Below are 15335 nucleotides of genomic sequence, written 5' to 3'. Positions count from 1 at the left end.
AAGTGTAGGGTTTATACTTAGATTCAATTGAAAAAGATAAAATTAAAATTTTCCGTTTGCATGTACCATTTCAGCAGGAATTTCTTGAATTACATCCCAGTGTTCAACTATTTTACTGTCCTTTAATCTAAACAAGTCATAAAATGCTTGTGATTTTCCACCCCATTCACCTTCACTCATAGTTAAAACAAAATTTCCTTCACCCAATACTTTATGCAGTTTTTTATACTTAAACATATTATTTTGTGATGTTAAATATGTAATCGCTTCTCCTAAACCATCTAACCCATCTTTAATCATAGGGTTATGCTGATGATACTCTTCAGTGCTTACATAGTTTGTAATTTTTTCTGGTGCTTTACCAAACAACACATCATTTACAAAATTTTTTACAATTTCTTTATTAGTAGCTGTTTTACTTATATCGGTAATTTCAGTAACACCATCAACTTGAGAGCGTCCACTAGCTGTTTGCTCAACTTTAGTCGTAATATTATCCCAATGTTCAGCAACTTTACCATCTTGCATTCTCCAAACATCAAACACCACTACCTCTTTACCTCCTAAAGCTTCAGCATTATGATATGAATTATGTAAAATAATAAATTCACCATCTTGTAAAATTCTATGCGTAGTATAAGTTGTATTTGCTTTTTTTAAGACAGGAAGAAATCCTAATACTGGGGCTATTCCTGTTGGTACATGAGGATTATGCTGAATATAATCAGTTGTAAAATATTTTTTAATTCCTTCTGAGCTATACTCCTTAAAAAAAGCCTTTTGTGCTTCTTGTGCTATTGTTTTTAAATTTTCCATTTTAGATTCTTTCTTTAATTTATTTCCTTTAATTGTTGATTTTTTTTGAATTGAATTACAGCTTGTAAAAGCTGCGATGCTCAACACTATAATAATCGCTTTTTTCATCCTATATTTAATTTTAAATGATAGGACAAAATTAAGAGGAAAGTAAAATATACAATAGGTAGATCTGACGAATAAAATGGTAAATATCGAACCTAAAAAACTAAATGTTATTATTTTTAAAAGTATTTGGGGTAAATCCTGTATGTTTTTTAAAATATTTTACAAAATTAGTAGGCTCTTCAAAACCGATTAAATAAGCTAACTCCGTACTTTTAATGCTAGAGTTTATTAAATTTCTTTTAGCTTCTAAAATTACAAACTCATCTATATATTGTTTTGCTGTTTTATTAATTATCTCTTTACAAACTACATTTAAATGCTTGTAGGTAATATTTAATTTATTAGCATAATAGTCAGCATTTTTATTGAGTACAAAATCACTTTTTAAAAAAGTTTGAAAACTTAAAAAGAGTTTAAATTTTTCGGACTCCTTAATATAATCTGTTTGATTTTTTTTAATTTCTTCAAGCTTAGAAAAGATGATATTAAATAACGAATCTATAATGTGCTTCTTATTAAAATTTTTAGATGCCTTGTAAAACTCATTAAAAATAAGTTGAATATACGTTAGGATATTAGAAGCTTCAGGAACTTGAACTTTTGGAGAAAAAAGTTGAGGACTTAATAATCTAATGGCTGTATTTTGAGGAATATTAGCAAGCTGGTTCTTAAAATACTCTTCAGTAAAAAGGAGTAGATACCCTTTTACACCTTTATTAAATTTAAAAGCATTCACTTGTCCTTTTGAGACATAGATAATAGCATTACTTTCTACTGTATGCCATACAAAATCGACTAAATGTTCAGTTTTTCCATTTGTATAAAAAGCTAGTTGGTAAAATTCTAATTGATGCGCTCTTTCTGGTAAATGATCAAAAATATCTTTTTTACTTTCTAAATTCTCTAAAGTAATTATTTCTATTCCTTTTATTTCAGAAGATTTAGATTCAAATAGTAAGTGAGGTATTTCTTTACTCATATAGTAAACGACAGTAAATAGTATTACTTATAGCTAAGTGAAAGATAGTAGATAATAAAGGAAAAATCAAGTTGTTTTAAAAACAACTTGATTTTTCAAAGGGAATCTATTTCTGAATCTTAAGCACTTTCATCAAAATGGTTTCTAACAAACACCATTTTGTAAATGCTGACTGAATTAAATTCAAGCCAATAAACACAGTAAACCACATCCAATTAGGATTTACATAAACCGTTAATATTACACTTATTAAAACAAAAGAACCAACGATAATTCTAAAATATTTATTTAACATCTTATTTAGTTTTTAATTTATAATCAATACTATTTATAATTTTTCTTTTCAATCATATAATACACCAATGGTACAACCAATAATGTTAATACCGTTGACACAATAGTTCCGCCCATTAACGAAATTGCTAAACCTTGAAAAATCGGGTCAAATAATATTACAAAAGCACCAATTACAACAGTACCAGCAGTTAATAAAATAGGTGTTGTACGTACTGCACCTGCTTCAATCGCTGCTTGTTTTAACGGAATACCTTCGGCTAATCGTAAATTGATAAAGTCTATTAATAAAACGGAGTTCCGCACCATAATTCCTGCTAAAGCAATCATACCGATAAATGAAGTTGCTGTAAAAAATGCGCCCATCATCCAATGCCCTAAAATAATTCCTATTAACGATAACGGTATTGCTACCATCATTACAATTGGTGCTTTAAAATTTTGAAACCAACCAACAATTAAAATATAAATCAAGATAATTGCTCCTAAAAAAGCGATTCCTAAATCTCTAAAAACCTCTAGTGTAATTTGCCATTCACCATCCCATTTTACGGTATAATCATCCTCAAAATCAGGTTGCCCTAAATACATTTCGTTCAATTTATAACCTTCAGGAAGTTTAATTTCTTTCAACTTCGCTTCCATTCCTAAAATTGCATAGGCTGGACTCTCTAATTCACCTGCCATATCAGCCATTACATACACCACTCGCTTTTGATTTTTACGAAAAATACTTTTTGCGCTTATAGTTTCAGTTATATCTACTAAATCTCCAATAGAAATCATGTTACCCTGTTTCGATTTTATTTTTAATTGTGAAATATCAGAAATGGTTGATTTTTCTTTTTCATCCAAGCTCAAAATCAACCCAACCTGACTTACAGCATTTTCATCATACAAACTCGTAATTGGGCTGTTAGCCAATGCCATATTCATGGTATATGCTATTTGTTGTGGTGCTACTCCATACAACATTGCTTTTTCTTTGTTTATTTCAAATTGATATTCAGTTTGATCATCTTCAACCATCCAATCAATATCCACAACATCTGCTGTGTTTTTTAAAATATTCTGAACGCTATTCGCTATTTTAATTTGCTCTTTATAATCAGGTCCATAAACCTCAGCAACAATTGTTGATAAAACCGGTGGTCCTGGTGGCACCTCAACCAATTTTACATTTGCATTGTATTTTGCTGCAATTTTTTGCATTTCAGGACGTAGTAATTTTGCAATACCATGACTTTGAATCGTTCGTTTTCCTTTATCAACCAAATTCACTTGAATATCAGCCATGTTAGATCCACCACGCAAATCGTAATGACGAACCAATCCGTTAAAAGTTATCGGAGCAGAAGTACCAATATAGTTTTGGTAATTCACCACTTCTGGTCTTGTTGCTAAATACTGAGCAATTTCTTGTGTAACAACCGCTGTACGTTCTAAAGTTGTACCCTCTGGCATATCAATTACTACTTGAAACTCGTTTTTATTATCAAAAGGTAACATTTTAACCGCAACCGAATTTGTAAAAAATAGTAGCATTGTTGCCATCAATACAACAAATGTTCCTCCTAAAAACAACCATCTTTTTGTTTTATTCTCTAATAAAGGTCTTTCAAACTTATTGTAAACCCTGTAAATAAATGTTTCCTCTAATGGTTTCTCAACCTTTTCTACACTACTCTTTTTATCTTTTTCACGTAAAAAAATGTATCCTAAATAAGGTGTAATCGTTAAAGCAACAAATAATGACAAAATCATTGCTATCGATGCCCCAATTGGCATTGGCGCCATGTAAGGCCCCATTAAACCAGATACAAAAGCCATTGGTAAAACAGAAGCAATTACTGTAAATGTTGCTAAAATTGTTGGGTTCCCAACTTCATTTATCGCATATAAAGCTGCTTGTTTAAAAGGCAAACGTTTCATTTTAAAATGTCTGTGCATATTCTCAGCTATAATAATGGAATCATCTACCACAATACCCGTTACAAAAACCAAGGCGAAAAGCGTAATTCGGTTTAAGGTATAATCTAACATGTAGTAACTTAACAGTGTTAAAGCAAACGTAATTGGCACCGATAAAAACACCACTAAACCACCACGCCAACCCATTGCTAACATAACTACTAAAGTAACCGCAATGATTGACCCAATAAGATGTAATAATAATTCAGAAACTTTGTGTGATGCAGTTTCTCCGTAATTTCTAGTAATTTCTACATGTACATCATTAGGAATTAAAGTAGTACGTAAACGTGTTACTTTTGCTAAAATCGATTCTGCAATTTTCATTGCATCTGCTCCTTTTCTTTTCGCTACAGACAAAGTAACCGCGGGATATTCCGATTTGTAATCTGATGATTTTACACTTCCTTTTCCAAAACCTAAAGACACATAGTTTTGTGGTATTTCAGGGCCATCAACAATTGTAGCGATTTGCTTTAAATAAATTGGTTGATTTTGCTGCACACCAACCACTAAATTTTCAACATCAGTAACAGAAGTTAAAAACTTACCTGTATTCACTAAAAACTCAGTATCATTCTTATCAAAACTTCCCGATCTTAACTGAGTGTTATTGGCTTTTATCATTTCTGAAACTGATAAGAAATCTAATCCACTTGCAGCCAATTTATCCTTATCTAAAACTACTCTTAACTGACGATTTCTTCCTCCAATTTTATGCGTAATAGAGACATCATTTATCTTTTTAATTTCCGACTCTAGTTCTTGCGCCATTTGATTTAACTGAAAATCATCATAATGCTCGCTCCACAAAGTTAACCCCAACATTGGTACATCATCAATCGCACGTGTTTTCACTAATGGAAACGTAACACCTTTTGGCATTTGATCCATATGCTTATTAATTTCATTATACAATTTTACAAACGAACGCTCAATATCTTCGCCCACATAAAACTGCACAATAACCATTGCCTTTTCGTTCATCGATGTAGAATACACGTACTCAACACCTTTAATGTTCGAAATTAATTTTTCTAAAGGCTTTACAACCCTAGACTCAACTTCTGTAGGACTCGCACCTAGATATCCAACAAAAATATCCGCCATTGGCACATCAATCTGTGGCTCCTCTTCTCTTGGTATTAAAAACGAACTGTACACTCCAATAACCATAAAAACGATCATTAAAAGCACCGTAAGCTTAGAACCAATAAAGACTTTTGCGATTTTCCCAGCTAAACCTTCTTTCATTTTTTTATATTTTTTTGGGCGTTTTAACAGGCTATCCGTTTCAATCTTTTTACGCAGTTCTCGATACAAATTTGCTTAGGCAAATTCACTCGAACTGACATAAAAAGGATTTTCACTACTATCCCTAACGCAATTCTTTACTATTCTTAATCTATTCCTTCAAGACGATCTACTTACTGTTCAATGCCTACTGAACACTTATTTTAACTCCATTAAATAATTTTCCTTCAGCTGAAACGATATACGATTCACTAGAGTTTAAACCTGATAAAACCTCAACTTTATTACCATAAACTCTTCCCAAACGCAACCAACGTAATAATGCTGTATTACGCTGACTCACCGTATAAACACCAGATAATTGACCGTTTTTAACAATTGCTTTTTTAGGAATTAATACCGATGACGATTTTACTTTCCTTTTTACAGGAAATTGAACTGTAGAAAACATACCCGATAAAATATTCACAGCTGTTTTCTCTAACGCTATTTTTACTAAATACTGACCTCCTGTATTTTTAGCAGAAATACTAACCTCACTAACTTTTCCTTTAATCGTTTTATCCATCGATTTAACTAAAACAGTAACTGCTACTCCATTTTTAATTTGTGGTATCTCTGTTTCAGGAACCATTGCTATTACCTCAAAATACTTAGGCGTTTCTAAACTAATTAAAGGAACACCAGGAGTTGCCATATCACCATTTTCTATATTCTTACTTGTAATAACACCTGTAAAAGGAGCTCTAATATTCGAATAAGCAAACTGAGCATTAATTTCGTTCCTTTGCTGTTTTGCAGCTTCTAAACCCGCTTTTGCCATTTCGTAATTAGCAGTCATATCATCCATTTCTTTCTGACTAACACTTGTACTTGCAAATAAATTTTTAAAACGGTTGTAATTCTTTTCAGCATTATTAAAAGCAGTTTTAGCTTGTGAAATCCCTGCATTTACCTGTCCTTTTTTAGCCTGTAAATCAGTATTATTAATAGAAACTAACAACTGCCCCTTTTTAACCTTATCACCAACATTTACGTGTACTTTTTTAACGTACCCCATCATTCTAGTACTTAAATCGGCACTATTTACAGCTTGTATTTTTCCACTTACTGATAAAAATTGACCATTATTGCTTTCAGTAACCTTACTCACTTTAACTTTAACCGGTGGAGAATTATCTACAGCTTCTTCTTTATGCTCTTTACCACAATTTGCAAATGTTAATGCAACAGATAAAATTAGAGTTGTATATATATTTTTCATTTTATAGTTTATTTATAATTTTAGGTTTCGACTGCGCTCAACCAGACATTTTTTTTAAGATTATTTTACTAAAAACTGCAACTGCTTACTGTCAACTATTTTCATTCTTTAGTTAAAAAATCTAAATACACTTGTGTAAAATTGTATTCGAAAATAGTTTGGTTATACGCTAATTCTTTTTGCAAAAACTGAGTTTCTGCGAGTAACAAATCAGCTGTTTTTTCTAAACCTTCTCTAAACCTGTTTTTTCTAATTCTTAAAGACTCTTTAGACTGCTCAACTGCTAAAGCTGTTAATGTTAATTTATTTTTAGCATCTACTAATTGACGTTTTACTTTATTTAGTTCTAAGTTACTTTTAGACACATATTGATTGTACGCTAACTTAGATTTCTCTAATTCAGCTTTACTCTTTTGTATTTTTCCAAAACGTTTTGCCCCTTTAAAAATATCCCAGCTTAATTGTGCACCAACCAGATAACCATTTGCACTACCTCTAAACACCTTATCGTCATACATTTCATAACTTCCAAAAGCATTTAAACGTGGTAAAAAAGCCATTTTATCAGCCTTATTCATTTCCTCGTATCCTTTTAAAGCTAGCTGCATCGCTTTTATGTCTGCCCTATTTTCTGAAATGACTCTTTCATCAATATTAAAACTAGCAACTAATAAATTCTCAGTAGGTTTATATACAACATAACTCTTATCGTTCATTAAAAACGAGATGTAGTTTGATGCATTTTGCACATTACTTTTTGCCACTTGCAACTGGTTTTTAACCTCTGTAACTCGTACTTCTATATTTAAAACATCTGTACGTTGTAAAAAACCTTGTTCATAACGATTATCAGCCATTTTTTTATTAGTCATTGTAGTTTTTAAAGCTTTCTCTAACACACTAACTGCTTTATATGCGAGTTGTAATTGCATGTAAGATTTCTCTACCTCTAATAACAAATAATCTTTCGTGCGCTCAGTTTTTAAAGACATTGCTTCCATTTTAGATTTTGCAGCTTTTCTTTGATAAAGACCATCTAAATTTATTAATGGTTGTTGAATTTCTAATTTTGTTGCAAAATTTTGAGTTCTTTCAGGATCATTTAACAAAGCTGGATTAAAATCATTTTGTGTTAAAATTTCTTGATTCAATTTAGAGCCAAATGCCATTAATGGGTTTGTAGTTGAAATACCTGTATGACTTGCTGTAATATTTGGTAAAAAAACCGCATTTGTTTGGTTAAAATCTGCTTTTGCTGCTAAAAAATCTTGTTGGGACATTTTTATAGCGTCGTTATTTTCTTTTACTTTAGATATAACATCTTCTTTAGTAATAACTATTACCTCTTGTGCTTTTGCAAAAAGAGTAAATAATATAAAAAACAGTATTAATACTTTATTATTCATGCTACAGTTTCATTAAGTTACTGCAAACTTAGCTGCATAATAAATAATTGTTAGTAACATTTGTTACCATCTGATTTGCTTTCTATAAAGATTATTTGAGTAAAATTTTATAATTAAAAAGTAAAAATCTCTATTTTCATAAAGTTTAACAAAAAACTTAGCTGAACTTCTATACACTATTTAACCTGCTTCGTTTATTTTTGTGAACCTATGGATTCATTAACTCAAATTGTATTAGGAGCTGCCGTTGGCGAAGCAGTTTTAGGTAAAGAAATTGGAAACAAAGCAATGTTATATGGAGCTATTGCTGGTACTATTCCAGATTTAGATGTCTTTGCTTCATTTTTCACAGACAAAGTAACGGCACTTTATATACATAGAGGATTTACTCATTCTATTATATTTTCAGTACTTTTCGCACCCATTCTCGCCTGGATTGTTTCACGTTACGAAAAGTATAAAGATTTTAAAAATTGGACATTACTATTTTTCTTATCATTTGTAACACATCCTATTTTAGATGCGCATACCACTTGGGGAACGCAATTATTTTGGCCTTTTGATATACGGTTAGCTTTTAAAAACATTTTTGTTATCGATCCTCTTTATACTTTGCCTTTTTTAGTGTTTTTAATTTTTGCAATGACACAAAAACGTACTTCTGAAAAACGTCGTTTTTATAATAAAATGGGATTAATAGTTAGTTCTTCTTACTTAGTGCTTACATTACTATTAAAATGGATAGCCTTTAATCAATTTGAAACAGCTTTAAAAAATCAAAATATTGCTTACTCAGAAATTGATACGAGACCTTCACCTTTAAATACTATACTTTGGAGTGCTAACGTACAGACTGAAGATTCTTTTTTATTGGGTAATTATTCATTTTTTGATACGCAGCCTATTACTTTTACAAAATATCCAAAGAACCATAATTTATTAGGAAATCTTACTGAAGACAAAAATGTTAAGCGTATGATCTCAATTTCCGAAGGTTGGTTTACCATCAATAAAAAGGACGATCAACTTTATTTTAACGATTTACGATTTGGTCTTTTAAGTCTTAAACCAAAAGCCGAAAATTTCGTTTTTAAATATAAAATAACAGTTGATAATTCATCAAATGTAATATTCACTGAAGAACCAAAAGATAAACGTGATGGTAAAAAATTAATATCTGACTTATGGGTACGTTTAAAAGGTAACTAAATATTCACCTTAATAAATAATTAAGCTTTACGTTTTATAAACTTTATAAATAGCTCCATTTCTTGCCTGTTATGGTATGAATTATAACACTTTTCAAAAACATTAAAAGTAAAATACGGTTTAAAATATGTTATATACTCTTCCTTATCCCCACCAAAAGGAGGGTGATCTTCATTTAATTTGGCATTAAAAAGAAGTCCCACTAATTTTCCGTTTTCATTTAATATTTCATTCATTTTTTGAGCATATTTCTTTCTCAAATCAGGATTTAACGCACAAAAAAAAGTTTGCTCAATTACCAAATCAAATGTTGTATCTAAATCAAAAAAATTACCAAGAATTAATTGGCTATTAGGAAAACTAGGAACTCTCTTTTGTATGTTTTCTAAAGCTGTCTCAGATAAATCTACAATAAAAACATTCTTAAACCCCTTATTAAAAAGATACTCTGCTTCATAGGAATTTCCCCCTCCAGGAATTAATATTTTTAATTCCTTATCTTCTAGCTGGTCAAAATAAGCTTTTAAAGACGGTGAAACTTCTCCTAAATCCCAACCCGTTTTATTAGCCTTATACTTATTCTCCCAAAAATCTTTAGACAAATTCATTTTTCTTTATTTTAATAGTATGACATTAATCATTCCCCTAGTTAAAAAATAGGGTTTATATTTGTGCCATAGTTAAAATTAAACATTTTTTATGGAAACTTTAGTTGCTGCAAAAAAAAATCTTGATAAAAGAGGTTTTTTAGATATCGATACTCCAAACATTGATTATGTTGAGGAGATTTTAAAATTGAAAAAAGAAAAAGATGCAGTTATACTTGCTCATTACTACCAAATAGATGAAATTCAAGAAATTGCAGATTTCGTAGGTGATAGTTTAGCTTTAGCTCAAAAGGCAGCTGAAACAAAAGCTGATATGATTGTTTTTGCGGGAGTTCATTTTATGGCAGAAACCGCAAAAATATTAAACCCTAATAAAAAAGTATTACTACCCGATTTATTAGCAGGTTGCTCTTTAGCAGATTCTTGTCCGCCAGAAAAATTCGCTGATTTCAAAAAGAAACACCCAAACCATAAGGTAGTTACATACATTAACTGTTCTGCAGACATCAAAGCTTTGAGTGATATTGTTTGTACTTCATCTAACGCTAGAAAAATAATAGATTCTTTCCCTGAAGATCAACCGTTAATTTTTGCTCCTGATAGAAATTTAGGAGATTATCTAAATAAAGAAACAGATAGAGATATGCTTCTTTGGGATGGAGCTTGTATGGTTCATGAAGCTTTTTCTATGGAAAAATTGATTGACCTTTATAAAGATCATCCAGATGCAGAATTAATTGCACATCCTGAGTCGGAAGCTCACATGCTTAAAGTTGCAAAATATATTGGATCTACTTCAGGTTTATTAAGCCATGTTAGAAATAGTAAAAAAGAAAAATTTATTGTTGCTACTGAGGCTGGTATTCTATTTCAAATGATGCAAGAAAATCCAGATAAGACAATTATCCCTGCTCCTGCAAAAGATGATAACACATGTGCTTGTAGTGAGTGTGCTTATATGAAATTGAATACAATGAAAAAACTGTATTTATGTTTAAAACACGAATTACCGAACATTGAAGTTGATAAAGAATTAGCTAAAAAAGCAATTTTACCAATTGAAAGAATGCTAGCGCTTTCTTAATAAGAATTTAAAAGATGCTGTCAGATAAAAAAGTAATTACAACTGATTTCCTCATTATTGGTTCTGGAATTTCAGGATTAACCTTTGCTCTAAAAACGGCCACGAAATTTAAAGAAGCAAAGATTACCATTGTTACAAAAGATGAACAGAGCGAATCTAATACGAAGTATGCACAAGGCGGAATTGCTAGTGTTTACAACAGAACTGTAGATAGTTTTGAGCAACACATAAACGATACGCTTATTGCAGGTGATGGTTTATGTGATGAGGAGGTTGTAAAAATGGTTGTTGAAGATGCCCCTGAAAGACTACAAGAGTTAATTGATTGGGGTACAAAATTTGACAGAAACGAAAACAAAGAGTATGATTTAGGTCGTGAAGGAGGTCATTCACAAAATAGAGTTTTACATCATACAGATATTACTGGAGCAGAAATAGAAAGAGCGTTATTAGCACAGGTTAATGCTTTACCAAATATAGATTTTTTAACACATCATTACGCAATTGACTTAATTACTGAACATCAAGTAAAAAATAAAAAAACAAAACGAAATGGAAAGATTTCATGTTTTGGTGCTTATGTTTTAAATATTAAAGAAGCTAAAGTTAAAACCTTTGTAAGTAAATTTACGGTTTTAGCCTCTGGAGGTAATGGTCAAGTTTACGAAACAACTACAAACCCAACTGTTGCCACTGGTGATGGTATTGGTATTGCTTATAGAGCAAAAGCTGAAATTTCGGACATGGAATTTATTCAGTTTCACCCAACAGCTTTATACAACCCAGGTGAATATCCTGCCTTTTTAATTTCCGAAGCTGTTAGAGGTTTTGGTGCTAAGCTAAGAGATTTCAATGGAAATCATTTTATGCATAAATATGATGACCGAGAAGAATTAGCTTCTAGAGATATTGTTGCAAGAGCCATAGATAACGAATTAAAAAAGAGCGGTAGTCCTCATGTATATTTAGATTGTACTAATCTTGACATGGAAAAATTTAAAGAACACTTCCCTAATATTACAGATAAATGTGCTTCTTTAAATATAAATGTTGAAAAAGACTTTATTCCTGTTGTTCCTGCTTCACATTATATTTGTGGTGGTGTTAATGTTAATAAGAAAGCAAAGACATCTATAAAGAAGCTATATGCTATTGGTGAGGTTACAAAAACAGGTTTACATGGTGGAAATAGATTAGCATCTAATTCTTTATTAGAAGGTATTGTATACGCTCATAAGGCTTTTTTAAACATCTCTAAAAAATACAACAATACCAAAACACCTAAAAACATACCTGAATGGAATGATAATGGTGTAATTAAAAACATGGAAAAAATTTTAATTACACATGATAGAAACGAAGTAAAAACAATAATGACTAATTATGTTGGTATTGTTCGTTCTAACGAACGTTTAGATCGTGCTGAAAAAAGGTTACGTGTACTCTATGAAGATAATAAACGTTTGTACGATTATTCTGAACTTTCTGTTGATTTATGTGAATTAAGAAACCTAATTACTACGGCTTATTTAATTACTCAATTTTCTAAAAAAAGAACAAAAAATTGTGGTGGTTTTTATAGTTTAGATTGTAATTAAAATTAATGAAACACCTCTTTTGTGGCTATAAATAATTAAGAAAAACTATTTATAATAGAAACCAATTCGCTTTTTTGTACTACTCCTGACTCTCTCCAAACTTGTTTACCTGATTTGTATAAAACGAATGTTGGTACTCCTCTAACTTGATATTTTGCTGCTAAAGATTGGTTTTTATCAACATCAATTTTAATAATTGAAACTTTATCTCCTAAAGATTCTTTTACTTCTTTTAAAATTGGAGTCATCATTTTACATGGCCCACACCATTCTGCAAAAAAATCTACTAAAACTGGTTTCTCTTTATTAATTATTTCTGAAAAATTACTCATGCCTAAGAAAATTTTTATTTTTTATTAAATTTTATACTCCATATTCCTCTCATTTCGTTCTCTTTATAACCTATAGCTTTATCTTTCGGATACAAGTTATTAATTTGAGTTAAAATATTGTTTTTTATATCAAAAACGGGCTTCCCATGACATTGTAAACACATAGAGTTCGTTTTAATCGGATAGTAAAATTCTACACTCTTATCAGATTCTACAACAATTGCTTTAGATTCTCTCTTATTTTTAATATCGCTTTTAAAAACAGCTATATATCCTTTTTCTACTTCATTAGCTGTATTGCTATCGTTTCTAGGCTTGTCTGAAACTCTTTTTATTGTTGCCTTATGAATAATAGATATACTGTCTGTTAACGGATATGCTCTTTCATTACAAAAATTTAAAGCAGCTAAAGTTCCTTCTTTTTGAATTGTACTCATTAAACTTTTTCCTAAAACAGATTTTGTCATTAGTGCATACTTTAGTCCTCTTTCATTATATGGTAGGTTATTAAAACTATTATGCGCTCCTTCCTTTTGTTTTACTTCTTTATTATAATGATTTTCAAACCACACAGGTTGTTCAATTTCATTATCAAACATATAATCAGAAATCACCTTTATAGTTTCATCAGGAAAAGTTTGTTTTGGCATTAACCCAAAACGTTTTACTGCTCCAAACATTTTAACATTCTCTTTCGTAGGGTTTTCAATCCAATTTTGCATTGAATTTCTAAATTCTTCTTTAGTTGTGTTACTTTTTATATAATGTTTCTTTATAGCAACCATAGGAGGTGCAATTCTATCTTCGCTTGTAGCTGTAGGACTATGACATACATAACAGTTTGTTTCCATTAACTTTTTACCAGAATATATTTGTCCTTTTGTATCTAAAACCGTCTTATCTTTAGAAGACAATTTATTTTTAGTGTTTTTACAACTAAATATAAAAACAATCATTAAAAGTAATATGAATGGCTTCATCTTTTTTATTACAAAAATAAAGACTGTTCAGCTCACAAAAAGTAACCTATGTTACAATATATTAACTTTAATATCCCTAAATACTAGTGCACATTCTCTCTAAAATAAAGCTGAGAATTAACGAGCCAAAAAATTCTTTTAAACAAAAAATCCTGTACAAAATGTACAGGATTTATATTTCATAGAAAATGTAACTAAAATTACATTTCTAAAGCTTTCTTAATATCATTGTTCATTAATAACTCAACAGGGTTTTCTAATGCTTCTTTAACAGCAACTAAGAATCCTACTGACTCACGACCATCAATAACTCTGTGATCATAAGATAATGCTACATACATAATTGGTTGAATTACAACTTCACCATTAACAGCCATTGGTCTGTTTACGATATTATGCATTCCTAAAATTCCACTTTGTGGAGGATTTAAAATTGGAGTTGATAACATAGAACCAAATACACCACCATTTGTAATTGTAAATGTTCCTCCTGTCATTTCATCAACAGTAATTTGTCCATCTCTTGCGCGTAAAGCTAAACGCTTTACTTCGCTTTCAACTCCTCTAAAAGATAAATCTTCAGCATTTCTAATTACAGGAACCATTAATCCTTTAGGACCAGAAACTGCAATAGAAATATCTTGAAATTCATTTTTAATTTGGTAATCTCCATCAATCATAGAGTTTACATCTGGATATAATTCTAAAGCTCTAACAACTGCTAAAGTGAAAAAAGACATAAATCCTAATCCAACACCATGCTTTGCTTTAAAATCTTCTTTATATTCTTTACGTAAATCGAAAATTGGCTGCATATTAACTTCATTAAATGTAGTTAACATTGCTGTTTCGCTTTTTACAGCAACTAAACGTTGTGCTACTTTTCTACGTAACATTGACATTTTCTTGCGCTCTGTTCCACGAGAACCATTAGCAGGTTGCGTACCCATAGAAGGAACAGCTTTAACAGCATCTTCTTTAGTTACACGTCCATCTTTACCAGTTCCTTTTACAGATGCAGCATCCATTCCTTTTTCTGCTAAAACTTTCTTAGCAGCAGGAGAAGCAGTACCAGTTGCATAAGTTGCAGCCTTTACTTCTTCTTTTTTAGGAGCTTCTACTTTCGGAGCTTCTGTTGTTTTTGTTTCAGTAGAAGATCCACCAGCTGGTTTTTCAGCACTCATGTCAATAAGACAAACTACTGCACCAACCTCAACTGCATCACCTTCTTCTGCTTTTAAAGTAATAATTCCACTTTCTTCCGCAGGTAACTCTAACGTTGCTTTGTCAGAATCTACTTCGGCAATTGGCTGATCTTTTTCAACATAATCACCATCTTCAACTAACCAAGTTGCTATTTCTACTTCTGTAATTGATTCCCCCGGAGAAGGAACTTTCATTTCTAAAACACTCATGTTTTTTATTTTTATTC

General features: G+C 30.8%; 13 protein-coding genes. 3 read left to right on the top strand and 10 right to left on the bottom strand.

Going from position 1 to position 15335, the window contains the following annotated elements:
* Positions 1 to 42 precede the first annotated feature (42 nt).
* The 6 genes from H518_RS0116160 to H518_RS0116140 all read right to left on the bottom strand — a co-directional run bounded on the left by H518_RS0116160 (position 43) and on the right by H518_RS0116140 (position 8092).
* A complete protein-coding gene (locus H518_RS0116160; protein WP_155995254.1) occupies positions 43 to 924 on the bottom strand; it encodes a nuclear transport factor 2 family protein in 882 nt (293 codons plus the stop codon).
* A gap of 100 nt (positions 925 to 1024) precedes the next feature.
* Positions 1025 to 1903, bottom strand: a complete 879-nt coding sequence (locus H518_RS0116155) for a helix-turn-helix domain-containing protein (RefSeq protein ID WP_028890032.1) — start codon at positions 1901 to 1903, stop codon at positions 1025 to 1027.
* Positions 1904 to 2009: 106 nt separating this feature from the next.
* On the bottom strand, positions 2010 to 2198 hold the full coding sequence (locus H518_RS20910) for a YgaP family membrane protein (RefSeq protein WP_081411209.1): 189 nt from the start codon (positions 2196 to 2198) through the stop codon (positions 2010 to 2012).
* Positions 2199 to 2227: 29 nt separating this feature from the next.
* Positions 2228 to 5422 carry an efflux RND transporter permease subunit gene (locus tag H518_RS0116150; RefSeq protein ID WP_028890031.1) on the bottom strand — a complete coding sequence of 1065 codons (3195 nt, stop codon included), beginning with the start codon at positions 5420 to 5422 and terminating at the stop codon, positions 2228 to 2230.
* 187 nt (positions 5423 to 5609) lie between these two features.
* Complete coding sequence (locus tag H518_RS0116145) at positions 5610 to 6686, bottom strand: efflux RND transporter periplasmic adaptor subunit (protein ID WP_028890030.1); 1077 nt, start codon at positions 6684 to 6686, stop codon at positions 5610 to 5612.
* 101 nt (positions 6687 to 6787) lie between these two features.
* Entirely contained in the window at positions 6788 to 8092 is a 1305-nt protein-coding gene (locus H518_RS0116140) for a TolC family protein (protein ID WP_028890029.1), read from the bottom strand.
* Between the two features lie 210 nt (positions 8093 to 8302).
* On the opposite strand from H518_RS0116140, the gene H518_RS0116135 reads away from it, so the two are divergent.
* Positions 8303 to 9301, top strand: coding sequence for a metal-dependent hydrolase (locus H518_RS0116135; protein ID WP_028890028.1), 999 nt, complete (start codon positions 8303 to 8305; stop codon positions 9299 to 9301).
* A 20-nt stretch (positions 9302 to 9321) separates the two neighbouring features.
* On the opposite strand, the gene H518_RS0116130 is transcribed toward H518_RS0116135, so the two are convergent.
* Positions 9322 to 9909 carry a methyltransferase domain-containing protein gene (locus H518_RS0116130; protein ID WP_028890027.1) on the bottom strand — a complete coding sequence of 196 codons (588 nt, stop codon included), beginning with the start codon at positions 9907 to 9909 and terminating at the stop codon, positions 9322 to 9324.
* 91 nt (positions 9910 to 10000) lie between these two features.
* Between H518_RS0116130 and nadA the strand changes: the two genes are divergently transcribed.
* Together nadA and nadB are read left to right on the top strand one after the other, a co-directional pair.
* Complete coding sequence (nadA, locus tag H518_RS0116125; protein WP_028890026.1) at positions 10001 to 10993, top strand: quinolinate synthase NadA; 993 nt, start codon at positions 10001 to 10003, stop codon at positions 10991 to 10993.
* A 14-nt stretch (positions 10994 to 11007) separates the two neighbouring features.
* Complete coding sequence (gene nadB, locus H518_RS0116120) at positions 11008 to 12591, top strand: L-aspartate oxidase (RefSeq protein ID WP_043707126.1); 1584 nt, start codon at positions 11008 to 11010, stop codon at positions 12589 to 12591.
* Positions 12592 to 12626: 35 nt separating this feature from the next.
* Here nadB and trxA read toward each other — a convergent pair whose 3' ends face one another.
* The 3 genes from trxA to odhB all read right to left on the bottom strand — a co-directional run bounded on the left by trxA (position 12627) and on the right by odhB (position 15318).
* Positions 12627 to 12923, bottom strand: coding sequence for a thioredoxin (trxA, locus tag H518_RS0116115; protein WP_028890024.1), 297 nt, complete (start codon positions 12921 to 12923; stop codon positions 12627 to 12629).
* Between the two features lie 14 nt (positions 12924 to 12937).
* Positions 12938 to 13903: a Tll0287-like domain-containing protein gene (locus H518_RS0116110; protein ID WP_028890023.1), complete on the bottom strand. Its 966-nt coding sequence runs from the start codon at positions 13901 to 13903 to the stop codon at positions 12938 to 12940.
* 200 nt (positions 13904 to 14103) lie between these two features.
* Entirely contained in the window at positions 14104 to 15318 is a 1215-nt protein-coding gene (gene odhB / locus H518_RS0116105; RefSeq protein ID WP_028890022.1) for a 2-oxoglutarate dehydrogenase complex dihydrolipoyllysine-residue succinyltransferase, read from the bottom strand.
* Positions 15319 to 15335 lie beyond the last annotated feature (17 nt).

This window comes from Tenacibaculum ovolyticum DSM 18103 (assembly GCF_000430545.1).
Taxonomy (GTDB): Bacteria; Bacteroidota; Bacteroidia; order Flavobacteriales; family Flavobacteriaceae; genus Polaribacter; species Polaribacter ovolyticus.
Note: the sequence above shows the minus strand (reverse complement) of the source record. Positions and strands in the feature narration are given on the sequence as shown.

Coding starts and splice junctions, on each gene's coding strand:
- H518_RS0116140 (WP_028890029.1), bottom strand. CDS start 8,092: ATGAATAATAAAGTATTAATACTGTTTTTTATATTATTTACTCTTTTT.
- nadA (WP_028890026.1), top strand. CDS start 10,001: ATGGAAACTTTAGTTGCTGCAAAAAAAAATCTTGATAAAAGAGGTTTT.
- H518_RS0116130 (WP_028890027.1), bottom strand. CDS start 9,909: ATGAATTTGTCTAAAGATTTTTGGGAGAATAAGTATAAGGCTAATAAA.
- H518_RS0116155 (WP_028890032.1), bottom strand. CDS start 1,903: ATGAGTAAAGAAATACCTCACTTACTATTTGAATCTAAATCTTCTGAA.
- trxA (WP_028890024.1), bottom strand. CDS start 12,923: ATGAGTAATTTTTCAGAAATAATTAATAAAGAGAAACCAGTTTTAGTA.
- H518_RS0116110 (WP_028890023.1), bottom strand. CDS start 13,903: ATGAAGCCATTCATATTACTTTTAATGATTGTTTTTATATTTAGTTGT.
- H518_RS0116145 (WP_028890030.1), bottom strand. CDS start 6,686: ATGAAAAATATATATACAACTCTAATTTTATCTGTTGCATTAACATTT.
- H518_RS20910 (WP_081411209.1), bottom strand. CDS start 2,198: ATGTTAAATAAATATTTTAGAATTATCGTTGGTTCTTTTGTTTTAATA.
- H518_RS0116135 (WP_028890028.1), top strand. CDS start 8,303: ATGGATTCATTAACTCAAATTGTATTAGGAGCTGCCGTTGGCGAAGCA.
- nadB (WP_043707126.1), top strand. CDS start 11,008: ATGCTGTCAGATAAAAAAGTAATTACAACTGATTTCCTCATTATTGGT.
- H518_RS0116160 (WP_155995254.1), bottom strand. CDS start 924: ATGAAAAAAGCGATTATTATAGTGTTGAGCATCGCAGCTTTTACAAGC.
- odhB (WP_028890022.1), bottom strand. CDS start 15,318: ATGAGTGTTTTAGAAATGAAAGTTCCTTCTCCGGGGGAATCAATTACA.
- H518_RS0116150 (WP_028890031.1), bottom strand. CDS start 5,422: ATGAAAGAAGGTTTAGCTGGGAAAATCGCAAAAGTCTTTATTGGTTCT.